Source organism: Isoptericola sp. NPDC056618 (assembly GCF_042792715.1).
In the GTDB taxonomy this organism is placed as follows: Bacteria; Actinomycetota; Actinomycetes; order Actinomycetales; family Cellulomonadaceae; genus Isoptericola; species Isoptericola nanjingensis.
The window spans coordinates 261,905-284,107 of the sequence record NZ_JBHTVZ010000001.1 but is presented as its reverse complement, the minus strand read 5'-3'; the positions used below and the strand labels follow the sequence as shown (position 1 = coordinate 284,107).

The window sequence follows — 22,203 nt, the reverse complement described above, 5'->3', positions numbered from 1 at the left end:
GCCCGGTGGACGCGCTGCCGTGACGCGTCGGCCCGTCAGGCCGGGGCGTCCAGCCACGACCGGCCGACGAGCGCGGTGGACGATCGGGGGAGACGAGGGGCGCCGCCGTCGGCGAGCGAGCGGCACGCTCGCATCACGGTGCTGAAGTCCGACGGCGCTCTCGTGTCCCCCTCCATGCTGCCGCCGTCGGGGTACCAGGTGGCCTTCCAGCCCTTGCCCACCAGCAGGACGAACGGGCCGGCGACGATGCTGAGGACGCCGTCGTCGATCGTCTCCAGGAGGCCCGCCGACCCGACGTCGCAGGCGTCGCAGCCGCAGTCGGGGACGCCGTGGTCGATCCGGTGGTCGGGGTCCTGGACAGCGAGGTGGAGGAAGTCCGGTGCCTCCCCGTGCTCCGTGGAGCCGGCGTCCTGCTCCAGCAGCACGAGCGGCAGCGTGCCCGGCACGGGGGAGACGATGCGCACGCCGCGCGCGAACTCGTGCCGCTCCGTGGTGACGGGGCCGAGGCGCTCGACGACGACGCCCGGCAGCGCGCCGAGCACCTCGGTCCACGCGTGGGCGCGACCGTGCACCACCCGGTACTTGTGCAGGTCGGAGACCCGCGAGTACTCCTCGTCGCGCGGCTCCACGCCCTCGACCCGGGGCGGCGCCCAGGACGGCAGGCCGAGGCGGTCGTAGGCGTCCGCCACCCGGGCCCGCAGGACGTCGGGGCTCACGACGCGTCGAAGGCGCGGACCACGAGCCCCTGCGCGAGCGCGCCGAACGCGCCGCGCTCGTCGTGCAGCACGCTGGACGTGAGGCCGGCGCCGGTCGCGCCGAAGACGACGCTCGTGTCGAGGCCCAGCCACCCGCCCTCGGGCGCGCGGTGCAGGTGCGCCGAGAGGTCGAGGTTGGGGAAGGCGACGCGGCGGGGGTCGGCACGCACCGTCATCCCGTTCGCGAGGTCGAACAGCCCGACGGTGCGGGCGAGCGCGCTCACGTCCTCGTCCTCGACGAGCGCGTGCCCGGTGCGTACCCAGACGTGCCCGCGACCCGGCCCGGCCAGGCCGCGCCGCACCTCGATCGAGTCGACGAACCCGCCCGGCCAGTCCGCCGCCGGGTCCCACGCGGGGGTGGCGTCGGGCCCGGGCAGCGGCGCGGGTTCGCCGCCCGCGAGCGCCGTCGTGTCGCCCACGGCGGCGAGCCACGCGCGCAGGGTCACCACGGTGCGACCGGCGCAGGCCACCGACGCCTCGACCAGCTCGACGCCGCGACCGGGCCGCAGCACGCGCACGTCGGCGGTCATCTCCTCCAGGCGGTACGGCCCCCAGATGTCGAACGTCAGCCGGGTGGCGGCCAGGTCGTCGCGACCCCGCTTCTCCCGGTCCATCTCCACCAGGTGGGTGAGCAGCCCGAGCGTGGGAGCCACGTGCTGCTCGTCGGTCTTCCAGGCGCCGCCGACGTGCTCGGTCGGCTGAAACGTCGTCGCGCCGGTGCGGCGGAAGTAGGCCATGGGTGTCCGTCCTTCGTGGGGAGTGCCGGCCATCCTGCCAGGCCGCCGCGACAGGGTCCGCCTCAGCGCGCGGGCGCCGTCCCCACGAGCAGCAGGGGACGGCTGGGCAGCGGCTCCAGGCCGAAGCGCCGGTAGACCGCGGCGTGCCGGGTCGTGGCGGCGACGGTCCCCACGGTCTCGTGCGGAGCGACGACCTCGCCGACGTGGCGGGTGATGAGCGCGAGCGCGCCGACGCGCCCACGCGACGCGACGGAGTCGACCGTCCAGTCCGCCGCGCGGAACCGCGCGACGTCGGCGCGACGCTGCTCCCGCGACGCCGTCCTCAGGGCGGTGCGCTGGGCGCGGGCCACGGCGGTCCAGGTGCGGGCCGCGGCGAACGCGAGGAGCAGGACTGCCGCGGCGAACCAGCCGAGGATCACCACGGCGACGCCGACGGATGCGACGGTCGGCGCGAACGACGCCTGGCCCGCGGCCGTGCCGAGCACGGCGCCGACGACGATCGCGACCCCCACCCCGCGGGCGAACATCCCGACCGACGGCCACGCGTTCCGGCGCGTCAGGCGAACGACGACCCTGCCGTCGTGGTGCACGAACCCGTCGAGGACCACGACGATCGTCACCCACAGCGGCCACGTGACCATGGCCCCGACCCTGCGGGCCCGGCCGGGAGCGTTCGTCCAGGCCAGCGTCCATGCGACGGGGGCCAGCGCACGCCCCCGCACGGGTTCCATCGCCGGCGCCCAGACGGCGTTCATCCGCATGGCGGGACGGTATCCCGCGCCGTCGCCGTCCCCACCGCCGGGGCCGGGTGAACTCAGCCCGCCCGGCCCGCCGCCACGCCCCGGGCGTCCTCGCCGGCGCCCCACGACGCCAGCAGCCGCAGCCGCTCGGCGGAAGGCGACCCGGGCTCCGCGGTGTACACGAGCAGCACGTGGCCGGGCTCGGCGGTGATGGCGAGCTCCTCGAACGCGAGGGTCATCTCGCCGACCACGGGGTGGCGGAAGCGCTTGGTGCCGGTGCCGTGGATGCGGACGTCGTGCGCGGCCCAGAGCGTGCGGAAGGTCTCGCTGCGGGTCGACAGCTCGCCCACCAGGTCCTGGAAGGCCTTGTCGTGGGGGTTCCGGCCGGCCTCCGCGCGCATCACGCCCACGCACATCTGCGCGAACAGGTCCCAGTCAGGGTAGAAGTCGCGGGCCGCCGGGTCGAGGAACTGGAAGCGCGCGAGGTTGGGCGTGCGACCGCCGTCGCCGATGACGGGGGCGTAGAACGCGCGGCCCAGGGCGTTGGTCGCGAGCAGGTTCTGCCGCGGGTCGCGGACGAACGCGACGCCGTCGGTGATCGCCTCCAGCGCCCACTGCAGGCTCGGGCGAGGGTCCGCCGGCCGGGTGGCACGGCCGCGCGAGCGCCCCGACGTCGGGATGCCGTCGGCCGCCCGCGCGAGGTCGAGGAGGTGCGCCCGCTCGGCGTCGTCCAGGTTCAGGGCCCGCGACACGGCGTCGAGCACCGACGCGCTCGCACCCGCGATCGCGCCGCGCTCGAGCTTCGCGTAGTACTCGACGCTCACCCCGGCCAGCATCGCCACCTCGCTGCGCCGCAGGCCGGGCACCCGGCGGTTCGAGCCCCCGGGCAGCCCGGCCTCGTCGGGGGTGACCTTGGCGCGGCGCGACATGAGGAACTCGCGCACCTCGGCTCGGTTGTCCATGCCGCCAGGCTAGGCACGGCCGCCGCGCCGCGGCGGCCGTGAAGGGTGTACTGCCGGTACACGGTTCGTCAGGGACTCCCGCCGGGCGGGCGGGGGACGGACGCTGGGCGCCATGCCCGCTCCCGCCCTGCTGCTCCTCTTCACGGTCTTCGGCCCGATCTCGATGGACCTGTACCTCCCCGCGCTGCCCGCGCTCACCGCGGACCTCGGGGCGGCGACGTCGGTCGCCCAGCTCACGGTGACCGCCTGCCTCGTGGGCCTCGCCCTCGGGCAGCTGGTCGCGGGCCCGCTGTCCGACCGGTACGGGCGGCGCGGCGTCCTGCTGGTCGGCGTCGTCGCGTACGTCGTGACGTCGGCGCTGTGCGCGGTCAGCCCCACCGTGGAGCTGCTGGTCGGCGCCCGCCTCGTGCAGGGCCTCGCGGGCGGCGTGGGCATCGTCATCGCGCAGGCCGCGGGCCGCGACGTCTACGACGGCGGCGCCCTGATCCGCTTCTACGGCCGCCTCACCGTGGTCGGCGGGCTCGCGGCGATCGTCGGACCGCTGCTCGGCGGGCAGCTGAGCAGGGTCACCGACTGGCGCGGGCTCTTCGTCTTCCTCGCGGCCGCGGGCGCGGCCATCCTCGTCGCGGCGCTCGTCGCCTTCCCGGAGACGCTGCTCGCCGAGCAGCGCACCGCCGGCGGCTTCGCCCAGACGGGCCGCGACTTCCGCGTGCTGCTGTCCGACCGGGTCTTCGTCGGCGCGATCCTGCACCAGGGCTTCGTGTACGCGGCGCTGTTCGCGTACCTGTCCGGCGCGACGTTCGTGCTGCAGGGCCTCTACGGCCTGTCGCCGCAGGGGTACGCGCTCGCGTTCGGCCTCAACTCCGCCGGCTTCATGGCCTGCGGGTTCCTCGCGGGCCGGGCGGCCGAGCGCTGGAGCGTGCCCGGCACCCTCGCCGTCGGCACCGGCCTCGCGGGCCTCGGCGCGCTCGGGCTGCTGGTGTCGGGCCTGACGACGACGCCGCTGTGGGTCGTCGTCGTGTCGCTGCTGGCCCTCGCGAGCGGCGTGGCCACGACCTCCCCGCCCGCGACGACGCTCGCCCTCGCCGGCTACCCGCGGCTCGCGGGCACGGCGTCGTCCCTGCTCGGCATGGTCCGCTTCGGCTTCGGCGGCGTGGCCGCCCCGCTGGTCGGGCTCGCCGGCGCCGCGACGATCCTGCCCCTGGGGCTGGTCACCGTCGCGGCCGTCGCGCTCGCCGCCGTCGCCTTCCGCGTGCTCGCCGCGCGCAGCCGCGCCGGCCGGCCCACCGTCCTCCGTGTCGACCTCGACGCGGACCCCGTCCACTCCTGAACCACCCGAGACACCGAGAGAACGGAGCACCACCATGCGTGGAGTCGTCCTGCACGCCCCCGGCAACGTGCGCGTCATCGAGCGCGAGGACCCCCGGATCATCCAGCCCACCGACGCGATCATCCGCGTCACCGCCACCTGCATCTGCGGGTCCGACCTCTGGCCCTACCGCGGCGTCGAGGACGTCCACGACGCCGTCATGGGCCACGAGTACGTCGGCGTCGTCGAGGAGATCGGCGCCGACGTCCGGACCGTCAAGGTCGGCGACTTCGTCGTCGGCTCCTTCTGGGCGTCGGACAACACCTGCGAGATCTGCGAGTCCGGCTACCAGGCCTACTGCGTGCACCGTGTGCTCATGGGCACCCTCGGCACCCAGTCGGAGCGGGCGCGCATCCCCCTGGCGGACGGCACGCTCGTCGCGACGCCCGGCATGCCCGACGACGACCTCGTGCCGTCGCTGCTCGCCGCCTCCGACGTCCTGGGCACCGGCTGGTTCGCGGCCGTGGCCGCCGAGGCCGGCCCCGGCAAGACGGTCGCCGTCGTGGGCGACGGCGCGGTCGGGCTGCTCGGCGTCCTCGCCGCGAAGCAGCTCGGCGCCGAGCGCGTCATCGCGATGTCCCGGCACGCCGACCGCCAGGCGCTGGCCCGCCGGTTCGGCGCCACCGACATCGTCGAGGAGCGCGGGGACGCGGGCGTGGCCCGCATCAAGGAGCTGACCGGCGGGTTCGGCGCGCACTCCGTGATCGAGGCCGTCGGCACGCAGGAGTCGATGATGCAGGCCGTGCACTCGACCCGCCCGGGCGGCCACATGGGCTTCGTGGGCGTCTCCCACGACGTCGCCCTGCCCGGCGACGACATGTTCATGGCCGGCATCCACCTGCACGGCGGCCCGGCCCCCGTGCGGCGCTTCCTGCCGGAGCTCGTCCGGCTCGTCTGGGACCGGGAGATCGACCCGGGCCAGGTCTTCGACCTCACGCTGCCGCTCGAGAAGGCGGCCGAGGGCTACGCGGCCATGGACGAGCGGCGCGCCACCAAGGTGCTGCTCACCGTGTGACGGTCAGGACTTCGCCGGCGTGAGGGCCAGCACGCCGGCGAGGCCCACCATCATCCCGCCGCCGGTGCCGCGGATCGCCGCCAGGCGCCGCGGCGACCGGGCGAACCATGCGCGGGCCGTGCCGGCGAGGACCGCCCAGGTGCCGTCGAGCACCAGCGCGATCAGCGTGAACTCCAGCCCCAGCACCAGCATCTGGAGGGGCACCGCCCCGGCGTGGAAGTCGACGAACTGGGGGAGCGCGGCGACGAAGAACACGATCGTCTTGGGGTTGGTCGCCCCGACGACGAACCCCTGCCGCAGCACCGTCCACGACGACGCGGCCCGCGCCCGCGGGTCCGTCCCCACGTCGGTGCCCTCGCGCCGGTGCCGGACGGCCTGGACGCCGAGGTAGGCGAGGTAGGCGGCGCCGAGCAGCTTGAGGGTCGTGAACAGCGCGATGGACTGCGCCACGAGCGTGCCCACGCCCAGCGCCACGAGGGCGACCGGGACGAGCGCGCCCAGCTCGTTGCCCAGCACGCTCAGCAGCCCGCCGCGTCGCCCGAGCGACAGCGACCGGCCGATCACGAACAGCACGCTCGGCCCCGGGATCGCGATGAGCACGACCGAGGCGAGGGCGAAGGCGACGAGCGAGTCGACGGGCGGCATCCCCGCAATCTAGCCCCGTGCGCCCGGCGCGGCGAGGACGATCTTCCGGCTCGCTGACGAGGGGTCGGGGAACGACCCGTGCCCGAAGACGATGCGCCGGGCGGCGGCACGACCGGGCGGCGTGCGCAGCGCGGCGACGCCGGCGGCGGCGACGGCGGGCGTGCGCACCAGCGACAGGCCGCGGCGCAGGGCGAGGCGCCCCCGGAACCGGGCGCGCAGCGCGGCGCCGTCGTACCGCGCGAGCTCGCGCCGGTCGCCGGTGCGCAGGGCGCGGTCGAGGACGTCGGCCGCGTGCGCGGACAGTCGCAGGCACGGGTCGAGCCCGCCCGCGGTGAGCGGCGAGACGGCGCCCGCGGCGTCCCCCACGAGCAGGCCGCGCGGCCCCGCGATGCGGCGCAGCAGCCCGCCCACGGGGATCGGTCCGGCGCGTCGCTCGACGGCGTCGGGCACGGGCACGCCCGCGAGGCCGGGCGCCGTGGCGGCGAAGCGCCGCAGCGCGTCGCGCAGGCCGTGCGGGTACCGGTCGGGGTACCCGGCGACGCCCACGTGCGCGTGCTGCCCGTCGTCGAGCACCCAGGCGAGGTAGCCGGGCGCGAGGCGCGGGTCGAGCACGCAGTGGAAGGCCGGGACGGTGTCCGGCCGGCTGCCGCGCGGCGGCACCTCGAAGACCTCCTCGGCGCCGACCAGCAGCTCGCGGTTGCGGTCGAGGCCCAGCTCGCGCGCGACGGCGGAGCGGGCGCCGTCGGCCCCGACGACGAACGTCGCGCGCGCCTCGACGGGTCCGCCCGGGCCGTGCAGGAGGTGCACGTCGCCGCGCGAGCCGAGGTACCGGGTGCCGAGCTCGACGCGCACGCCCGCGACGGCGGCCCGCGCGGCCAGCTCCAGGTACAGCGCGGCCATGTCGCCCACGCGGAACTCGTCGTGCCTGCTGTCGAGGGTGACCGGGTCCCGGTGCGACGGCGGGTAGAGCACCATCCGCCGGACCGGTGGGCCGAGGTGCTCGGGCGGCAGGTCGAAGTCCTCCAGCGTGCGGCGCACGAAGATGCCGGTGGTGCGCACGGTGGTGTCGAGGCGGGAGCGCCGGTCCGCGAGGGCGACGTCGTGCCCGTGCCGCGCGAGCTCCGTCGCCGTCCACAGCCCGGCCAGCCCCGCCCCGACCACGAGCACGTCAGCCCGCATCGTGCGCACCCCCGTCGGGCTCGTCGTCGACCCACTCCAGCAGGTCGCCCGGCTGGCAGCCGAGCACGCGGCACATGGCCTCGAGGGTGGCGAAGCGGACGGCCTTGGCCCGCCCGTTCTTGAGGACGGCGACGTTGGCGGGCGTGAGCCCCACGCGCTCGGCGAACTCGCCGACGCTCAGCTTGCGCCGGGCGAGCTCCACGTCGAGGCGGACGACGATCGGCATCAGATCACCCCGTCGAGGTCGGTGCGCAGCTCCGTGGCCTGGCGCAGGAGCGCGCGCAGCACCACCATCAGCAGCCCCACGGCGGCGCCCACGAGCAGCACCCCGAGCAGCAGCGCGGCCAGCCCGGCCAGCCCTTCCGCGGCGACGAGCAGCGCGAACGCCACCAGCACGAGCAGCCACGCCCCGGCCACGGCCGCCACGATGCCGTTGACCCAGACCATCGCGTGGTCGGAGAAGATCCGGTCGTCGCGCACCATCGTCAGCAGCCGCCACGTGCACACGATGACCGCCTCGACGCAGGCAATGCCGACGACGGCGAGCACGAGGAGCGGCCAGCGCAGGGGAGCGAGGTCGGGGGACTCGTCGGCCATCCGTGCGAAGGCGGCGGGCAGCACGGCGACCTGGGTGGCGACGAGGGCGGCGAAGACCGCGATGAGCAGGCCGCGGAGCGGTCCGACGAGGCGCTGGGTGCGGGACATGGCGACGAGAGTGCCGTCACGACCTATCGAAAGTCAATAGGTATCGATCGCTTTGCAGCGTCTTCGCAGGATCTCCCCGCGGTCAGTCGTCGCCCTCGAACAGCCCCCCGTCGAGCAGCCAGTGGTAGCGCAGGCGCAGCGCGCGCTCGGTGCTCGCCAGGATCGTCGCGACCAGGAGCGCGACGTTGAGGCCCGCGGGCAACCGGACCGGCGAGGTGAACGTGCCGAACCGCTCGGCGACGGGCGGGACCTGCGAGATCTGCTCGACGATCTGCGGGACGCCGAGCACCAGCGCGACCGCGAGGACGACCCACGCGACCGCGCCGATCCCGCGGCTCAGGCCGGGGCGGTCGCGCTCCAGGCGGGCGCGGCGCCCCTCGGCGGAGGCGGGGTCGGGCTCGAGCTGACGCTCGCGGCCGTCGGGCGTCACGTAGTGGCAGCGGCGGAGCCCGTAGCTGCTGGTGGCCACCTGGACGACGCCGCCGGTGACCGGGAGCTCGGCGGGGAGCCTCGACGTCGCGGCGTGCAGCCCGTCGCGGTAGAGCCGGGCCCGCACGTCGCCGTCGTCGGAGTCGCCCCAGAGCCGCACGTCGACCGACCAGCGCTCGGGCACGCCGCCGTCGCCCACGAGGTCCAGGTGGAAGAGGGCCCGCGACAGCGGCTGCCACCATCGGAAGCGCTGCAGGGCGTGCCCGTCACCGGGCCTGATCCGTCGCGCGGCGCGCCGACGTCTGCGGTCCGAGAACATCCCGGGCAGCGTAGCCGGGCCGCCGACCCGTGGCCCGTCGGGCACGACGGGTGCACGATGGCTCGCGTGAGCACGCCCGAGACGCCGCCGCGGTCCCGCCTGGTACGCATGGCCGCCCGCGACCCGCAGGAGCCGGGCCGCACCGCGAGCCCGCTGGAGCTGTTCTTCGACCTGGTGTTCGTGGTCGCGGTGAGCGTCGCGTCGGTGCAGCTGCACCACGCCCTCACCGAGGGGCACGTCGGGAGCGGGCTGCTGTCGTACGGGATGGTGTTCTTCGCGATCTGGTGGGCGTGGATGAACTTCACCTGGTTCGCCACGTCGTTCGACACGGACGACTGGCTCTACCGGGTGCTGACGATCGTGCAGATGTCGGGCGTGCTCGTGCTCGCCGCGGGGATCGAGGGGGTGTTCGTCGACGGCGACTTCACCGTCGTCGTCGCCGGGTACGTCCTCATGCGCGTGGCGATGATCGCGCAGTGGCTGCGCGCCTCAGGCACGGACGGCCCCGCCCGCGCCGCGACGCGCGCCTACGCCGCGGGCATCGCCGTCGTCCAGGTCTGCTGGCTGGCGTTCCTCGCGCTGCCCCCGGGCTGGCAGGGCGCGGCGTGGGTCGTGCTCGCCGCGGCGGAGCTGGCCGTCCCGGTGGTCGCCGAGCGCCGCGGCCGCACCCCCTGGCACCCGCACCACATCACGGAGCGGTACGGCCTGTTCACCCTGATCCTGCTCGGCGAGAGCCTGCTCGCGTCGTCCAACGCGATCATCGAGGCGCTGCACGACGAGCAGGACCTCGGGTCCCTGATCTCGATCGCCGTGCTGACCGTCGTCGTGACGGCCGCGCTGTGGTGGATCTACTTCTGGCCGCCGCACCACCGCGCGCTGGGGCAGGACGCCCGGCTGTCGCGGTCGCTGCGCTACGGCTACGTGCACTACTTCGTCTTCGCCGCCGCGGGCGCGTTCTCCGCCGGCATCGAGGTGGAGATCGACGCGCTCACCGGGCACACCGCGCTGTCCGACGTCGGGGCGTCGTTCACGGTCACGATCCCCATCGCCGTGTTCGTGCTGGGCGTCTGGTGGCTCGCGATCCGCGACAACGCCGACCGCGTCGTCAACACGGTGGTCCCGGTGGGCGCGCTGCTGGTGCTGTGCGACCCGGTGATCCCGGTGCCCGTCACCCTCACCGCCGTGATCATGGTGGCGGTCGTCGTGGTGCTGGTGCTGCACCCGCCGCTCAGCGCGACGCGACCTCCGCGAGCAGGTCGGCGGCCGGGGCCGGGTGCACCAGCCATCCCAGGTGGCTCGAGCTGAGGTCGCGCACGTCGTACGGGTTGTCGGGGGTCAGCGCGTCGCCCTCGCGGATCAGCCGGTCCTGCATGGCGAGCGGCATGCTCGCGTCGTGGGTGAGCCGCACGAAGGTGCGCGGCACGCTGCCCCAGGTCGCGGCCTGCGCCCGGTCGTCCGGGGTGCCGGCGTCGAGGTTCTCGTCGGGCTGGAAGGTGTTGAGGAAGGTGCGGAACTCGTCGTCGGTGCCGTCGGCGAGGAACAGGGCCTTGAGGCTCGCGAGCACCTCCGGGTCGGCGGTGCGGAAGTTGCAGCGCAGCAGGCCGACGTCGGCCGGGCTCGCGGCGAGCGCCCCGGCGAGGGCGGCGGCGTCCACCGACGCCATCTCCGGCTCGGCGTTGTAGGCGGCCGCGTCGAGGTCCACCGGCGCCCATGCCGCCACGTACACGAGGCGGTCGACGAGGTCGGGCCGCGCGTTCGCCACCGCGGTGACGGTGGCGCCGCCGCGGCTGTGCGCGACCAGGACCACCGGCCCGTGGTGCCGCACCCGCTCCAGCACCTCGATCACGTGCGCCGCGTTGTCCGCGAGGGTCACGCCCTGGATCGCCCCGGGCGCCGTCGCGAGCCCGGCCAGGTCCTGCGGCGCCTGGTAGGCGGCGGGGAAGGTCGCCCCGAACCCGTGGCCCGGGAGGTCGACGGCGAGCGAACGGAGGCCGCGCAGCGCGAGCTCCGCCTGCAGCGGCGCGAAGGAGAACGAGTTGGCGAAAGCGCCGTGGACCAGCACGAACGTGGGAGACATGCGCCGAACCTAGCGGAGCGGGCGCGGCCCGCGAGACAGGGACATCCGCGCCCGATGCGTACGATCGTACACATCACCGGTACGCTCGTCGCCATGACCAAGGACCACTTCGCCGGCGACCCGCGCACGAACCACGAGCGGATGCTCGCGGGCGACCTGTACGTCGCGGACGACCCGGAGATCGAGCGCCGCGCCCTGCGGGCCGCGCGGCTGCAGGACGAGTACGCGCGCACGGCGCCGCACGACCCGGCGGGCGCGCGCCCGGTGCTCGAGGAGCTGCTCGGCACGCTGGGCGAGGGCGCGGTGATCCGGCCGCCGCTGTACGTCGACTACGGCGAGAACCTGCACGTCGGCCCGCGCACGTTCGTCAACTACCACCTCACCGCGCTGGACGTGGCGCCGATCGTCATCGGCGCGGACTGCCAGATCGGCCCGAACGTGCAGCTCCTCACGCCGACCCACCCGGTCGAGCCGACGCCGCGTCGCGACAAGCTCGAGGCCGCGAAGCCGATCACGCTCGGCGACAACGTCTGGCTGGGCGGCGGCGTCATCGTCTGCCCCGGCGTCACGATCGGCGACAACTCCGTGGTCGGCGCCGGCTCCGTCGTCACGCGGGACGTCCCTGCGAACGTCGTCGCCGTGGGCAACCCCGCGCGCGTGGTGCGCAGCATCGCGGAGGACGACGACGGGCGGACGGATGCCTGAGCGCGGGCACGGTCGAATCGATACGAGGATCGCGGATACGATCATCCGCATGCCCGCCCCGCTCCGCCGTCGCCTGTCGCTGTTCTCGCTGACGCTGCTCGTGGGGCTCGGCATGTCGTCGTGGATCACCCGCACGCCCGACGTCCGGGACGCGCTCGGCGCGTCGACCGCAGGGATGGGGCTGGTCCTCTTCGGCCTGTCCGTCGGCTCGATGACGGGCGTGCTGTCGGCGGGGCCGATCGTCCGCCGCCGGGGCGCCCGCCCCGTCATCCTGGTCGGTTCCCTGCTCGTGGTGGTGGGCGTCGCGGTCATCGGCTCGGCCGCGGCCGCCGGCCTCGCGGCGGGCGCGTTCGCCGGCCTGCTGCTCGTCGGGCTCGGCGGCGGGCTCGGCGAGATCGGGCTCAACATCGAGGGCGCGGCGCTCGAGGTGGACTCGGGGCGGCCTGTGCTGCCCGCGCTGCACGGCAGCTTCAGCCTCGGCACCGTCGTCGGCGCCCTCGCGGGCATCGCGCTCACGGCGCTCGACTTCCCCGTGGTGTGGCACCTGCTGGCGATGGCGGCCGTGATGGCCGCGCTCGTGGCGTGGGCGTTGCCGGGGATCCCGGCGGGCACCGGCCGCCAGGAGGCCCGGGAGGCGCGGGGGGCCGACGCCCCGGGCGAGCGCCGGCCCAACGTGTGGCGCGACGGGCGCCTGGTGCTCATCGGCGTCGTCGTGCTCGCGATGGCGTTCGCCGAGGGCGCCGCGAACGACTGGCTGCCCCTGCTCATGGTCGACGGCCACGGGATGTCGGCCACGCACGGCTCGCTGGTCTACGCGGGGTTCGCCGCGGCGATGACGGTGGGCCGGTTCGCGGGCGGGCCGGTGGTCGAGCGGTTCGGCCGCGCCGCGGTGCTGTCCGTGAGCGCGGTGTGCGCCATCGCCGGCATCCTCGCCGTCGTGTTCGCCCCGAGCCCGGTGATGGCGGGCGTCGCGGTGGCGCTGTGGGGCCTGGGCGCGTCGCTCGGGTTCCCGGTCGCGATCTCCGCGGCGGGCGACGACCCGGAGCGCGGCGCCGAGCGGGTGAGCGCCGTCGCCACGAGCGGGTACCTCGCGTTCCTGGTGGGCCCGCCGCTGCTCGGCTTCCTCGGCGAGCACCTGGGGCTGCGGCTCGCGATGCTCGCCGTCGTCGTGCTGCTCGTCGTGGCGGTCTTCGCGGCCCGCGCGGCGGCGCCCCGGCCGGTCAGCCTTCCTGAGCGGCCAGCACCGCAGCCCGCTCGGCCTCGCTGAGCAGGATGCAGAATTCGTTGCCCTCCGGGTCGGCGAGCACCACCCAGCCGCCCTGGCCGTCCGGGCGACGGAGGTCGGCCACCTGGGTGGCACCGAGCGCGAGCAGGCGCTCCACCTCCTCGGCCTGCGTGCGGTCGGTCGGCCGCAGGTCGAGGTGCCCGCGGTTCTTCACCGTCTTGGGCTCCGGCACCTCGATGAACAGCAGGCGCCCGTGGCTCTCGGCGGGCGCGGCGTGGCCGGCGGGCGGCACGATCATGCACTCCTCGTGGCCCGGCAGGTTGGGGTCGCCCGGCACGTCGACGTAGCCGAGCACCTGCTTCCACCACTCGGACTGGGCGTAGGCGTCGCGGCAGTCGAACGTCGTGTGCGAGATGCGTGAGGTCATCCCCGCATCCGACCACGACGGCGCCCCACGGTCCCGGCATTTTCGCCCGCGTCCCCCTATCCTGCGGGCGTGAGTGCCGAGGTCAACGCCACCGTCTGGTCCGTCGTCGGGTCGGCGGTGATCTGCGGCCTGTGGGTGCTCTGGCTGGTGCACTCGCTGCGGGTGGACCGCCGCCGCCTGCGCAACGGGTTCCTCGCCCTCGCCGTCGTCTACACCGGGGTGGGCCTGCTGGGTCAGCTCGTGGCGCTGGTGCCCGGCGGCACGACCGCCATGGGGCTGATCTCCTTCCTCCTGTTCGGCGTGCTCGGCCTGGGGCTCCTCGTGCTGCCGGTCTTCCTGGTGGTCAACGGGCTGACGATGGTGCGCCGCGAGCGCCGCAGCCTCGGCAACCTCCTGTCGCTGCTGGTCGGGGTGGCCATGCTGGCCGCGCCGTTCGTGGTCGCCGCCCCCGTGCTGCTGCGGGCGCCGTGGGCCGTGGGGCTGGTCGTCGGGCTGGCGATGGGCACGGCGTGGCTGGGGTTCGTCTTCCTGGGCTTCGTGACCCAGACGCTGCTGTACCGCCGGTACGCGGCACGGGTCCCCGCGCACGGCGTCATCGTGCTGGGGTCCAAGGTGGTGGGCGGACGGGTGCCGCCGCTGCTCGCGGCGCGCCTCACGGCGGGTCGGGACGCCGCGGACCGCCTGGGGTCCGCCGGCGTCCCGGTGCCGATCGTCCCGTCCGGCGGGCAGGGCGCGGACGAGGACCGCCCCGAGGGTGTCGCGATGGGGGAGTGGCTCGTCGACCGCGGCGTCCCCGCCGACCGCGTGCTCGTCGAGGACCGGGCGCGCACCACCCGCGAGAACCTCACCCTCGGCGTCGCCGTCCTGCGCGAGCACGGCACGGAGGGCCCGTACCTCCTCGCGACGAACAACTACCACGCGCCGCGCGCCGCCATGGAGGCGATGGACCTCGGCCTCGACGTGCACGCGGTGGGGGCGCCGACGGCGGGCTACTTCTTCCCCAGCGCCTACCTGCGCGAGTTCGTCGCGGTGCTGCGCCGCCGCCCCGCGGTGCACGTCGTGGCGGCGGCGGGCATCGCCCTCGTGGTGCTCCTGGTGACCGTGGTGGCGGTCGCCGGGATCTAGCGCCCGTCTCCCCGAGGGGTGGTGCGGCGCGCGGCGGGCGTCAGGGGTTCAGGAGCCGGCGGGTGCGGTCGTCGGCAGGCAGGAACGTCTCGAGGTGGAGACCGTGGAGGGTGACGTCGGAGGCGCTCTCGATCTGGCTGGCCACGCTGAACATCCGGAGCACCTCCCCGCCCGCCTCGATCTCCAGCGGGACCACCGGGTCGACCGACGGCCGGGTGGGGGGCTCACCGTCGCAGGGGTAGCCGACGACGTCTTCTCGGAGCGCGACCAGGTCCTTGTCGCCCCCGGTGCGGGCGATGCGTTGCTCGAGCTGGTGAAGCAGGTGCTTCCGCCAGGTGGGCAGGTTGCGGATGCGTGGCGCGAGTCCCTGCGGATGCAGACAGAGTCGGATCACGTTCAGCGGAGGCTCGAGCAGCCTCGGGTCGCAGCCGGCGACCAGCGCATCGACGGGTCGATTGGCATCGACCACGTCCCAACGGTCGTCGAGGAGCAGCGCCGGGTACGGCGCGTGCGCGTCCAGCAAGGACTGCAACCCGGCCATCACCGGCGCGAGCGCCTCGTCGTCGGTGGCACGGTGCGGGTACCGGGGAGCAAAGCCCCCCGCGAGCAGAAGTCGGTTCTGCTCGCCCAGGGGTACCTGCATCACCTCGGCCAGCCGGACGATCATCTCCGGGGTCGGCCGGGACCGTCCGTTCTCGATGAAGCTCACGTGCCGGGTGCTCACCTCCGCCTGGTTGGCGAGCGCGAGCTGGCTCAAGGATCGCAGCTCACGCCAGCGGCGCAGCTCGGTGCCGACCGTTGGAGCCATCACCGTCGAGGTCATGGGAGGAGCGTAGGCAGCACCCGTCGAGGGCCACCATGACCTCGGAGGTCATCGACCGGACGTCCGACGAGCGGCGAGTCTTCGGGTGCACCGTCATTCGAGAAGGGAAGACGCCATGAACGAGATCGTGACCCGCTACCTCGACACCTGGAACGCCACCGACAGGTCGGCCCGCGCCGAGCTCCTCACCAGCCACTGGGCCGAGGACTGCGCCTACGTCGACCCGCTCGCCGAGGCACAGGGCCGCGAAGCGGTCGAGACGACCATCCAGGCCGTCCAGGCTCAGTTCCCCGGGTTCGTCTTCACCCCCGTCGGCGACATCGATGCTCACCATCAGCAGGTCCGCTTCCAGTGGGGCCTCGGACCGGCCGGCGAGGAGCCCGTCGTGATCGGCTTCGACGTGCTCGTGGTCGACGCGGACCAGCGCATCCGCGACGTCCGCGGCTTCCTCGACAAGGTTCCTGCCTGACGTCGCTCGACCGGTGCCCGAGGTCGACGAAGCCTGTCACCGGAGGCCGCCACGTCACGAACCTGGCGCAGCGGCCTCCGGCGGCGTCCCCGGTGCGAGGTGGCTCAGCCCACCAGGGCGGGCTCGTCGTCGGCGTCGGGGACGGCGGCCAGGTGCCGACCCTCCCCCTGCCCGCTGCGCTGCCGCGGGATGCACAGCACGATCGCCGCGCCGACGGCCGCCGCGACGGCGCCGATGACGAAGCAGAGCTGGAACGCGCCGCCGGTGGGGATGGGCGGGGTGCCCGGCGCCAGCACCGTGGTCCGGCTCGTGAGCACGATCGCCATGACGGCGCCCGCCACGGTGGTGCCGATGGAGCGCATGAGGCTGTTCAGCCCCACGCTCGCGGCCGACTCGGCGGCCGGCACGTTGGTGAGGATGAGCGTCGGCATCGCGGCGTACCCGATCCCGACACCCGCGGACGCCACGCACGAGGCGAGCATGAGCTGCCACGGCGCGTCCATGAGGAAGACGGCGACGACGTAGCCGAGCGCGAGCACGCCCGCGCCGATCGCCATGGTGCTGCGGCCGCCGAGCCGGGTGAGCAGCCGGGACGAGACCGGCGTGAAGAGCATCATCATGAGGCCCGCCGGGGCCATCCACAGGCCCGCCTCGAGGATCGTCTGGCCCAGGCCGTAGCCGGTGGCCTCCGGCATCTCGAGGAGCTGCGGCACGACGATGGACTGCGCCATCATGCCGAACCCGATGAGGACGGCGGCGAGGTTGGTGAGCAGCACGGGACGGCGGGCGGTGGTGCGCAGGTCGACCAGCGGGTCGTCGTGGCGCAGCTCGTACCAGCCCCACAGCAGCAGGACGACGACGCCGCCCACGACCATGCCGAGGGTGCTCGCGGCGCCCCAGCCCCAGTCGTTGCCCTTGGAGACGCCGACGAGGACGCCGACGAGGCCGATCGCCAGCCCGATCGCACCGACCACGTCGAGGCGGCCGGGGTGGGCGTCGCGCACGTGCGGCACGACCGTCGCGGTGAGGGCCGTCATGACGACGGCGAGGACGACAGAGACCCAGAACAGCATGTGCCAGTCGAAGTCCTGCGCGATCCACGCGGCCAGCGGCAGGCCGAGCGCGCCGCCGACGCCGAGCGTGGCGCTGACGCCCGCGACGGCGGTGTTGCGCAGGTGCGGCGGCGCGATCTCGCGGACCATGCTGATCGCGACGGGGATGTAGCCCATCGCGACGCCCTGCAGCACCCGGCCGACCAGCACGGGGCCCACGGAGCCGGAGACGGCGCAGACCAGCGAGCCGACCACCAGCACGGCGGCCGAGACGACGAGCACCGGCTTCTTGCCGTAGAGGTCGGCGAGCCGGCCGGTCACCGGCATCGCGACGCCGCCGCCGAGCAGCGTGGCCGTGACCACCCACGACGCCGTGCTGGCCGACGTCGACAGCAGCTCGGGCAGCTCGCTCTGGATCGGGATGACGAGCGACTGCATGAGCGCCGCGCAGAGGCTGCTGAAGCAGACGACCACGACGACGGCGATGGCCCGCCGGTCGGTGCGCGGCGGCGCGTCGGGGACGGGGGACGGAGAAGAGCTCACGGCACACCTCGGGATGTGTAACTTACATAAGACCGTGTGTATGCTACCTGCATATCGACCAGCGTCAACCCTCCGAAGGGATCCCGATGCCGACCGTGACACCGTCGTCCGCGCCGTCGCCCTCGTCGTCCGACCCCGCTGAGCTGACCGACGACCGCCGGGTCGCGGGCCTGCTCTTCCGGCTCGACCTCCACCGCCGTCTCGCGGAGCACCGCAGCCCGCTCGGCACCGCCGACGGTCGCCTCCTGTGGCTGCTCTCCGACGGCCGGCCCCGCACGCTGCGGGAGATCGCCGAGGCGCTGCGGCTCGAGCAGTCCACGGTCAACCGTCAGGTCAACGGGGCGCTCGCGGCGGGGCTGCTGCGCCGGTTCACCGCGCCCGGCCGCTCGGCCCGCCTCCTCGAGCCGACCGAGGAGGGGCTCGCCCGGTTCGAGGAGGCGACCGGCCAGGCGCTCGGCGCCTACGCCGACGGTCTCGCCGTGCTCGGCGCCGACGTGGGTGCTTTCCTTGACCAGCTGGAGCGGTTCGCGGACGCCTACGGGGACGCCGTCCGGGAGGCGTGACGCGCTCGCAACCTGCGTGGCCCCATGCCAGATCCTGCCCGATTTCGGGCAGGATCTGGCATGTCGGGGCCGCGGGGCGCATGATGTCCCGGTGACCGACGCCGATCTCGTCGCCCGCATCGCGACCTCCACGGGGCTCTCCCCGGCCGAGGCGGAGCGCGTCGTCGAGGACGTCCTCGCCTGGTACCGCGAACCGGTGGAGGAGTACGTCCGGCGTCGGCACGCGTCGCTGCGCACCTACGGGCGCCGCAACGAGGAGATCTACGCGCAGATCGCCGTCGAGCTCCGCGACCGGCTGGTCGCGGCACCGGAGCTCAGCGAGCGCCAGGTCCGTCGCACCATCTACGGCTGAAGAACCTACGGCTGAACATCTACGGCTAGGAGCACCCAGACCCATGTGTGGAATCGTCGGCTACGTCGGCCCCCAGCAGGCAGCACCCGTCCTCGTCGAGGGCCTCACGCGGCTGGAGTACCGCGGCTACGACTCGGCCGGTATCGCCGTGCTCAACCCGCGCTCCAGCGCGCACCCGTCGCGCGTCGTGCGCGCCAAGGGCCGCGTGCGCGACCTCGAGGCCGCACTGCCCGCGCGCCTCGCCGGCACCGTCGGCATCGGCCACACGCGCTGGGCGACGCACGGCGAGCCGAGCGAGCGCAACGCCCACCCGCACACCTCGTTCGACGGCCGCGTGCACGTGGTGCACAACGGCATCATCGACAACTTCCACGCGCTGCGCTCGCGCCTCACCGCCGACGGCGTCGAGCTCACCTCCGACACGGACACCGAGGTCATCGCCCACCTCGTGGCGCGCGAGCTCGCGGCCGGGCTGGGCTTCGAGGACGCCGTGCGCGCCGCCGTCGCGCAGATCGACGGCACCTACGCCCTCGCGGTGACCGACGTGCAGAACCCGGACCGCGTCGTCGTCGCGCGCAACGGCTCGCCGCTGCTGCTCGGCGTCGGCGACGGCGAGATGTTCGTGGCCTCGGACGCCGCGGCGATCGTGCGCCACACCAGCCAGGTCGTGCTGCTCGACGACGGCGACTTCGCCTCCGTGACGGCCGACGGGTTCCGCACCTTCACCAACGACGAGGAGCACACGGCGCGCGACGCCGTCACGATCGACCTCACCGTCGAGGAGCTGGAGCTGGGCGGCCACGCCCACTTCATGCACAAGGAGATCCACGAGCAGCCGGAGACGGTGGAGCGGATGCTGTCCGGCCGTCTCGACGACCGGTTCGGCACCGCCAAGCTCGACGGCCTCAACCTGGACCCGCGCGAGATGCGCCGGTTCGCCCGCGTGAAGATCCTCGGCTGCGGCTCCGCGTACTACGTGGGCCAGCTCGGGGCGTCCATGATCGAGGACCTGGCGCGCATCCCGGCCGACGCCGAGCCCGCGAGCGAGTTCCGCTACCGCAACCCGATCATCGAGCCCAGTACCCTGTACGTCGTGGTCAGCCAGTCCGGCGAGACCGCCGACACCCTCTTCGCCGTCCGCGAGGTGCAGCGCAAGGGCGGCACCGTCGTCGGGCTCGTCAACGCCGTCGGGTCCTCCATCGCCCGTGAGGTGGACGGCGGCATCTACCTGCACGCCGGGCCCGAGGTGGCGGTCGCGTCGACCAAGGCGCTCACGCACATGGGCGTCGGGTTCGCGCTGCTCGCGCTGGCGCTGGGCCGCGTGCGCGACCTGTCGTTCGCGGACGGCAAGCGCATCATCGCCGGCCTGCGGGCGATCCCCGGGCAGATCGCGCAGATCCTGGGCGACGAGGAGGACCTGTCCGCCGCGGCGAAGGAGCTCTCCGAGGCGCCGAGCCTGTTCTTCATCGGCCGCGTGCGGGGCTACCCGGTGGCGCGCGAGGGCGCCCAGAAGTTCAAGGAGATCACCTACCGGCACGCCGAGGCGTACCCGACGAGCGAGCTCAAGCACGGGCCGCTCGCGCTCATCAGCCCGGAGCTGCCGACGGTCGCGATCATGCCCGCCGACGACCTGCTCGAGCGCAACATCACCGCCGCGCAGGAGATCCGCGCCCGCGGCGGCGCCGTCGTCGCGATCACGCACCCGGGCGTCGAGCTCGGCGACGCGGCGACGGCGCGCATCGAGGTGCCGCGCAACGAGGTGGAGCTCGACCCGATCCTGCTGACCATCCCCACCCAGCTGCTCGGCTACCACGCGGCCGTCGCCCTCGGCGAGGACGTGGACCGGCCGCGCAACCTGGCGAAGTCCGTCACCGTCGAGTGACCGCGGCGGCGGGGGGTGGTGCGGCTGCTCGCGGCGGAGGTCACCCGCCGACCTCGTCGAGGAGCTGTCGCACCCCCTCGCCGTCCATCAGGCCGATGACGTTGCCCGCCGGGTCGGTGAACCAGGCGCCGTCGCCGCCCTCCATGAAGCCGCGGGCGACGCCCTTCTCGTCCTGGTCGAAGCCCTCGTAGCGCTCCAGGCTCACGCCCTTCGCGACGAGGTCGTCCACCACCGGGTCGACGTCGTCCACCGCCAGGTGGAAGACGGTGAACGCCGCCGGGGTGTGGTCCTCCTTGGGGTACACGAACACCGGCGAGCTCGTGTCGAGGTGGAGCACCAGGCCCATGCCCTCGTCCAGGGTCGTGACGCGGAGCCCGAGGGTGTCCGCGTAGAAGCTGCGTGCCGCGTCGAGGTCGTCCACCGAGAAGCTGGAGAACCCGCGCCGAGTCGTGACCATCGCCGTTCCACTCCCTTGTGACCGCCGGTCCCCGGGCGTGGGGAGCCGCCACGAGGGTGCCGGACCCCTCCAGCATCCGTCCGTCGTCCCGTCCACGCCGCTGCCCGGACGACCGGGGGCGGGTGAAGTTCGGCCGGCCTGTGGCGTCGTCCCGGTCACGCCGGGTCGGGCTGGTCCTCGATCTGCACGGCCTTGAGCTCCGGGGTGAACCCGAACAGGGCGCCGTCCTTCGCGCCCACCCACCAGCCGCCGCACTGCAGGGTCGCGTCCTGCTCCTGGCCGGCGGTCCACCAGCCCGCCTCGAGCGTCGATCCGGTGCGGTAGTCGTCGGCGGTGAGGGTGTCGCGCGCGGGCTTCGCGACGAGCGGGTGGTCGGCGTCGACGGACGTGCAGTCGGTCGGCAGGGACGTCACCTCGGCCTCCATCGTGAGGATCATCTCGTCGCCGGTGGTGCGGAAGACGCCGCGGACGTCGGAGGCGTCGTCGGGCACCCAGGAGGGCAGCCCCTCGTCGGCCTTGCCGTCGGCGCCGCTGTCGTACGCGAACGCCTTGGTGTGACCGGAGCTCCGGTCCTGCAGCGCCTCCGAGATGGCGCCGCACGCCGTGGTCGTGACGGCGACGACGGAGGCGAGCGCCAGCACGCCGACGCCGCGGTAGCGGCGCACGGGCGACGTGGTGACGGTCGAGACGTCGGCGCGGTCGGCGCGGTGGGTGCTGCGGTGGTCGTGGTGGTTCTCGTGCTGCGTCATGTCCTCGACGCTACGAACGCGCAGGTGGCGGCGTCGTCGGCCTCGGAGCGGAACCTCGCGGTCGGCACGTACGACCCGGGGAGGACGCCGGGCTCAGGGCCGGCTCAGGGGTTCGCCGGAGGGATCACCCGAGGAACTCGCGCACCAGCGGCGTCGCGACGGCCTCGCCCTCGTGGAAGTACGCGTGCCGCAGGCCGGGCAGCACCTCGACGCGCGCGCCGGGGATCCGCCGCCCGAGCAGGTCCGCGTTCACCGCGGGAGCGAGCACGTCGTCCGCCCCGTGCAGCACGAGCGTGGGCGCCAGCACCCGCGGCAGGTCGTCCCACGCGTCGTGGCCGTCGCTGGCGCGCAGGTGGTCGCGCCGCGCCTGCGGAGTCATCGACGGGTCGCCCTCGACCGTCGTCGGGCCGGGGTGCGCGGCCAGCCACGCGGGCGTGTACATGAGGTCCAGCAGGGCGCGCCGGGCCGCGCGGCGGTCGGGCTGCACCATGGCGCGGCGCACCTCGAGCGAGCGCTCGACGGCGTGCGCGCCGCCCGGCGTCGTGCACCCGAGCACGAGCCGCCCGAGCCGGTGCGGATGGTCGACGGCGAACCACTGGGCGACGCGGCCGCCCATCGACGTGCCGTAGACGTCGGCGCGCTCGACGCGCAGGTCGTCGAGGACGGCGGCGACGTCGCCCGCGAGGCGCCGCGTGGTGAGCTCGCGGTCCGTGGGGCCGGACGCTCCGGTGCCGCGCCAGTCCAGGGTGATCGTGCGGCGCCCGGCGCCGAGGCTGCCGCGCACCGGGTCCCACCAGCGGTGGGAGTTCGCCTGCCCGGCCAGCAGCACGAGCGGCGGCCCGTCGCCCCGCACCTGGTAGGCGATCTCGGCGGAGTCGTCGGCGATCGCGTGCGGCACG

26 protein-coding genes are annotated in these 22,203 nt (G+C 74.5%); 10 read left to right on the top strand and 16 right to left on the bottom strand.

The genetic code is table 11. The annotated features are described in order from the left end of the window. Window positions 1-35 precede the first annotated feature (35 nt). From ACFQ8T_RS01345 to ACFQ8T_RS01330, 4 genes are all read right to left on the bottom strand, one after another. Window positions 36-716 carry a DUF6226 family protein gene (locus ACFQ8T_RS01345; protein WP_430544772.1) on the bottom strand — a complete coding sequence of 227 codons (681 nt, stop codon included), beginning with the start codon at window positions 714-716 and terminating at the stop codon, window positions 36-38. After that, window positions 713-1,492, bottom strand: coding sequence for a thioesterase family protein (locus ACFQ8T_RS01340; protein WP_430544771.1), 780 nt, complete (start codon window positions 1,490-1,492; stop codon window positions 713-715). Before ACFQ8T_RS01340 ends, ACFQ8T_RS01345 begins: the two co-directional genes overlap by 4 nt. A gap of 62 nt (window positions 1,493-1,554) precedes the next feature. After that, window positions 1,555-2,253, bottom strand: coding sequence for a hypothetical protein (locus ACFQ8T_RS01335; protein ID WP_430544770.1), 699 nt, complete (start codon window positions 2,251-2,253; stop codon window positions 1,555-1,557). A gap of 53 nt (window positions 2,254-2,306) precedes the next feature. Then, window positions 2,307-3,194 (bottom strand): helix-turn-helix domain-containing protein, encoded by an 888-nt coding sequence (locus ACFQ8T_RS01330; RefSeq protein ID WP_430544769.1) that lies wholly within the window; start codon window positions 3,192-3,194, stop codon window positions 2,307-2,309. Between the two features lie 112 nt (window positions 3,195-3,306). Here ACFQ8T_RS01330 and ACFQ8T_RS01325 point away from each other — a divergent pair, with 112 nt between their 5' ends. Beyond that, entirely contained in the window at window positions 3,307-4,524 is a 1,218-nt protein-coding gene (locus tag ACFQ8T_RS01325; protein WP_430544768.1) for a multidrug effflux MFS transporter, read from the top strand. A 34-nt stretch (window positions 4,525-4,558) separates the two neighbouring features. Further along, window positions 4,559-5,578, top strand: coding sequence for a zinc-dependent alcohol dehydrogenase family protein (locus ACFQ8T_RS01320; protein WP_430544767.1), 1,020 nt, complete (start codon window positions 4,559-4,561; stop codon window positions 5,576-5,578). 3 nt (window positions 5,579-5,581) lie between these two features. Here the strand turns inward: ACFQ8T_RS01320 and ACFQ8T_RS01315 are convergent, their stop codons facing one another. The 5 genes from ACFQ8T_RS01315 to ACFQ8T_RS01295 all read right to left on the bottom strand — a co-directional run bounded on the left by ACFQ8T_RS01315 (window position 5,582) and on the right by ACFQ8T_RS01295 (window position 8,855). Then, entirely contained in the window at window positions 5,582-6,223 is a 642-nt protein-coding gene (locus ACFQ8T_RS01315) for a LysE family translocator (RefSeq protein WP_430544766.1), read from the bottom strand. Window positions 6,224-6,232: 9 nt separating this feature from the next. After that, window positions 6,233-7,402, bottom strand: a complete 1,170-nt coding sequence (locus tag ACFQ8T_RS01310; protein ID WP_430544765.1) for an FAD-dependent oxidoreductase — start codon at window positions 7,400-7,402, stop codon at window positions 6,233-6,235. Next, window positions 7,392-7,628, bottom strand: a complete 237-nt coding sequence (locus ACFQ8T_RS01305) for a helix-turn-helix domain-containing protein (RefSeq protein ID WP_429762894.1) — start codon at window positions 7,626-7,628, stop codon at window positions 7,392-7,394. Before ACFQ8T_RS01305 ends, ACFQ8T_RS01310 begins: the two co-directional genes overlap by 11 nt. After that, window positions 7,628-8,107 (bottom strand): DUF2975 domain-containing protein, encoded by a 480-nt coding sequence (locus ACFQ8T_RS01300; RefSeq protein WP_430544764.1) that lies wholly within the window; start codon window positions 8,105-8,107, stop codon window positions 7,628-7,630. Before ACFQ8T_RS01300 ends, ACFQ8T_RS01305 begins: the two co-directional genes overlap by 1 nt. 82 nt (window positions 8,108-8,189) lie before the next feature. Continuing rightward, entirely contained in the window at window positions 8,190-8,855 is a 666-nt protein-coding gene (locus ACFQ8T_RS01295; protein ID WP_430544763.1) for a hypothetical protein, read from the bottom strand. Window positions 8,856-8,912: 57 nt separating this feature from the next. On the opposite strand from ACFQ8T_RS01295, the gene ACFQ8T_RS01290 reads away from it, so the two are divergent. After that, the gene (locus tag ACFQ8T_RS01290; protein ID WP_430544762.1) at window positions 8,913-10,160 is read left to right on the top strand and encodes a low temperature requirement protein A; all 1,248 of its coding nucleotides are present in this window, start codon (window positions 8,913-8,915) and stop codon (window positions 10,158-10,160) included. Here ACFQ8T_RS01290 and ACFQ8T_RS01285 read toward each other — a convergent pair. After that, on the bottom strand, window positions 10,084-10,932 hold the full coding sequence (locus ACFQ8T_RS01285) for an alpha/beta hydrolase (RefSeq protein ID WP_430544761.1): 849 nt from the start codon (window positions 10,930-10,932) through the stop codon (window positions 10,084-10,086). The genes ACFQ8T_RS01290 and ACFQ8T_RS01285 overlap by 77 nt on opposite strands. Window positions 10,933-11,025: 93 nt before the next feature. Between ACFQ8T_RS01285 and ACFQ8T_RS01280 the strand changes: the two genes are divergently transcribed. Then, window positions 11,026-11,637 carry a sugar O-acetyltransferase gene (locus tag ACFQ8T_RS01280; protein WP_430544760.1) on the top strand — a complete coding sequence of 204 codons (612 nt, stop codon included), beginning with the start codon at window positions 11,026-11,028 and terminating at the stop codon, window positions 11,635-11,637. A gap of 49 nt (window positions 11,638-11,686) precedes the next feature. Then, window positions 11,687-12,904 carry an MFS transporter gene (locus ACFQ8T_RS01275; RefSeq protein WP_430544759.1) on the top strand — a complete coding sequence of 406 codons (1,218 nt, stop codon included), beginning with the start codon at window positions 11,687-11,689 and terminating at the stop codon, window positions 12,902-12,904. Here ACFQ8T_RS01275 and ACFQ8T_RS01270 read toward each other — a convergent pair. Beyond that, the gene (locus ACFQ8T_RS01270) at window positions 12,858-13,289 is read right to left on the bottom strand and encodes a VOC family protein (protein WP_430544758.1); all 432 of its coding nucleotides are present in this window, start codon (window positions 13,287-13,289) and stop codon (window positions 12,858-12,860) included. The genes ACFQ8T_RS01275 and ACFQ8T_RS01270 overlap by 47 nt on opposite strands. Window positions 13,290-13,358: 69 nt before the next feature. Here ACFQ8T_RS01270 and ACFQ8T_RS01265 point away from each other — a divergent pair, with 69 nt between their 5' ends. Next, window positions 13,359-14,414, top strand: a complete 1,056-nt coding sequence (locus tag ACFQ8T_RS01265) for a YdcF family protein (protein ID WP_430544757.1) — start codon at window positions 13,359-13,361, stop codon at window positions 14,412-14,414. A gap of 40 nt (window positions 14,415-14,454) precedes the next feature. Here the strand turns inward: ACFQ8T_RS01265 and ACFQ8T_RS01260 are convergent, their stop codons facing one another. Further along, complete coding sequence (locus tag ACFQ8T_RS01260) at window positions 14,455-15,237, bottom strand: helix-turn-helix domain-containing protein (protein ID WP_430544756.1); 783 nt, start codon at window positions 15,235-15,237, stop codon at window positions 14,455-14,457. 115 nt (window positions 15,238-15,352) lie between these two features. Between ACFQ8T_RS01260 and ACFQ8T_RS01255 the strand changes: the two genes are divergently transcribed. Further along, window positions 15,353-15,706 carry a nuclear transport factor 2 family protein gene (locus ACFQ8T_RS01255; protein ID WP_430544755.1) on the top strand — a complete coding sequence of 118 codons (354 nt, stop codon included), beginning with the start codon at window positions 15,353-15,355 and terminating at the stop codon, window positions 15,704-15,706. A gap of 104 nt (window positions 15,707-15,810) precedes the next feature. Here the strand turns inward: ACFQ8T_RS01255 and ACFQ8T_RS01250 are convergent, their stop codons facing one another. Further along, window positions 15,811-17,301 carry an MFS transporter gene (locus tag ACFQ8T_RS01250; protein ID WP_430544754.1) on the bottom strand — a complete coding sequence of 497 codons (1,491 nt, stop codon included), beginning with the start codon at window positions 17,299-17,301 and terminating at the stop codon, window positions 15,811-15,813. 86 nt (window positions 17,302-17,387) lie between these two features. Here ACFQ8T_RS01250 and ACFQ8T_RS01245 point away from each other — a divergent pair, with 86 nt between their 5' ends. The 3 genes from ACFQ8T_RS01245 to glmS all read left to right on the top strand — a co-directional run bounded on the left by ACFQ8T_RS01245 (window position 17,388) and on the right by glmS (window position 20,098). Beyond that, window positions 17,388-17,864, top strand: coding sequence for a MarR family winged helix-turn-helix transcriptional regulator (locus ACFQ8T_RS01245; RefSeq protein ID WP_430544753.1), 477 nt, complete (start codon window positions 17,388-17,390; stop codon window positions 17,862-17,864). Window positions 17,865-17,955: 91 nt separating this feature from the next. Next, window positions 17,956-18,216, top strand: a complete 261-nt coding sequence (locus ACFQ8T_RS01240) for a hypothetical protein (RefSeq protein WP_430544752.1) — start codon at window positions 17,956-17,958, stop codon at window positions 18,214-18,216. Between the two features lie 43 nt (window positions 18,217-18,259). Then, window positions 18,260-20,098 carry a glutamine--fructose-6-phosphate transaminase (isomerizing) gene (gene glmS, locus ACFQ8T_RS01235; protein WP_430544751.1) on the top strand — a complete coding sequence of 613 codons (1,839 nt, stop codon included), beginning with the start codon at window positions 18,260-18,262 and terminating at the stop codon, window positions 20,096-20,098. Window positions 20,099-20,138: 40 nt separating this feature from the next. Here the strand turns inward: glmS and ACFQ8T_RS01230 are convergent, their stop codons facing one another. The 3 genes from ACFQ8T_RS01230 to ACFQ8T_RS01220 form a co-directional block, all read right to left on the bottom strand. After that, the gene (locus ACFQ8T_RS01230) at window positions 20,139-20,555 is read right to left on the bottom strand and encodes a VOC family protein (protein ID WP_429762910.1); all 417 of its coding nucleotides are present in this window, start codon (window positions 20,553-20,555) and stop codon (window positions 20,139-20,141) included. A gap of 155 nt (window positions 20,556-20,710) precedes the next feature. After that, window positions 20,711-21,304, bottom strand: coding sequence for a hypothetical protein (locus ACFQ8T_RS01225; protein WP_430544750.1), 594 nt, complete (start codon window positions 21,302-21,304; stop codon window positions 20,711-20,713). A 124-nt stretch (window positions 21,305-21,428) separates the two neighbouring features. Continuing rightward, window positions 21,429-22,202: an alpha/beta fold hydrolase gene (locus tag ACFQ8T_RS01220; protein WP_430544749.1), complete on the bottom strand. Its 774-nt coding sequence runs from the start codon at window positions 22,200-22,202 to the stop codon at window positions 21,429-21,431. Window position 22,203 lies beyond the last annotated feature (1 nt).

What these genes read in the sequence shown, in the direction of transcription:
- ACFQ8T_RS01340 (WP_430544771.1), bottom strand. Translation starts at nt 1,492, where the DNA reads ATGGCCTACTTCCGCCGCACCGGCGCGACGACGTTTCAGCCGACCGAG.
- ACFQ8T_RS01335 (WP_430544770.1), bottom strand. Translation starts at nt 2,253, where the DNA reads ATGCGGATGAACGCCGTCTGGGCGCCGGCGATGGAACCCGTGCGGGGG.
- ACFQ8T_RS01330 (WP_430544769.1), bottom strand. Translation starts at nt 3,194, where the DNA reads ATGGACAACCGAGCCGAGGTGCGCGAGTTCCTCATGTCGCGCCGCGCC.
- ACFQ8T_RS01325 (WP_430544768.1), top strand. Translation starts at nt 3,307, where the DNA reads ATGCCCGCTCCCGCCCTGCTGCTCCTCTTCACGGTCTTCGGCCCGATC.
- ACFQ8T_RS01320 (WP_430544767.1), top strand. Translation starts at nt 4,559, where the DNA reads ATGCGTGGAGTCGTCCTGCACGCCCCCGGCAACGTGCGCGTCATCGAG.
- ACFQ8T_RS01315 (WP_430544766.1), bottom strand. Translation starts at nt 6,223, where the DNA reads ATGCCGCCCGTCGACTCGCTCGTCGCCTTCGCCCTCGCCTCGGTCGTG.
- ACFQ8T_RS01310 (WP_430544765.1), bottom strand. Translation starts at nt 7,402, where the DNA reads ATGCGGGCTGACGTGCTCGTGGTCGGGGCGGGGCTGGCCGGGCTGTGG.
- ACFQ8T_RS01305 (WP_429762894.1), bottom strand. Translation starts at nt 7,628, where the DNA reads ATGCCGATCGTCGTCCGCCTCGACGTGGAGCTCGCCCGGCGCAAGCTG.
- ACFQ8T_RS01300 (WP_430544764.1), bottom strand. Translation starts at nt 8,107, where the DNA reads ATGTCCCGCACCCAGCGCCTCGTCGGACCGCTCCGCGGCCTGCTCATC.
- ACFQ8T_RS01295 (WP_430544763.1), bottom strand. Translation starts at nt 8,855, where the DNA reads ATGTTCTCGGACCGCAGACGTCGGCGCGCCGCGCGACGGATCAGGCCC.
- ACFQ8T_RS01290 (WP_430544762.1), top strand. Translation starts at nt 8,913, where the DNA reads ATGGCTCGCGTGAGCACGCCCGAGACGCCGCCGCGGTCCCGCCTGGTA.
- ACFQ8T_RS01285 (WP_430544761.1), bottom strand. Translation starts at nt 10,932, where the DNA reads ATGTCTCCCACGTTCGTGCTGGTCCACGGCGCTTTCGCCAACTCGTTC.
- ACFQ8T_RS01280 (WP_430544760.1), top strand. Translation starts at nt 11,026, where the DNA reads ATGACCAAGGACCACTTCGCCGGCGACCCGCGCACGAACCACGAGCGG.
- ACFQ8T_RS01275 (WP_430544759.1), top strand. Translation starts at nt 11,687, where the DNA reads ATGCCCGCCCCGCTCCGCCGTCGCCTGTCGCTGTTCTCGCTGACGCTG.
- ACFQ8T_RS01270 (WP_430544758.1), bottom strand. Translation starts at nt 13,289, where the DNA reads ATGACCTCACGCATCTCGCACACGACGTTCGACTGCCGCGACGCCTAC.
- ACFQ8T_RS01260 (WP_430544756.1), bottom strand. Translation starts at nt 15,237, where the DNA reads ATGACCTCGACGGTGATGGCTCCAACGGTCGGCACCGAGCTGCGCCGC.
- ACFQ8T_RS01255 (WP_430544755.1), top strand. Translation starts at nt 15,353, where the DNA reads ATGAACGAGATCGTGACCCGCTACCTCGACACCTGGAACGCCACCGAC.
- ACFQ8T_RS01245 (WP_430544753.1), top strand. Translation starts at nt 17,388, where the DNA reads ATGCCGACCGTGACACCGTCGTCCGCGCCGTCGCCCTCGTCGTCCGAC.
- glmS (WP_430544751.1), top strand. Translation starts at nt 18,260, where the DNA reads ATGTGTGGAATCGTCGGCTACGTCGGCCCCCAGCAGGCAGCACCCGTC.
- ACFQ8T_RS01230 (WP_429762910.1), bottom strand. Translation starts at nt 20,555, where the DNA reads ATGGTCACGACTCGGCGCGGGTTCTCCAGCTTCTCGGTGGACGACCTC.
- ACFQ8T_RS01225 (WP_430544750.1), bottom strand. Translation starts at nt 21,304, where the DNA reads ATGACGCAGCACGAGAACCACCACGACCACCGCAGCACCCACCGCGCC.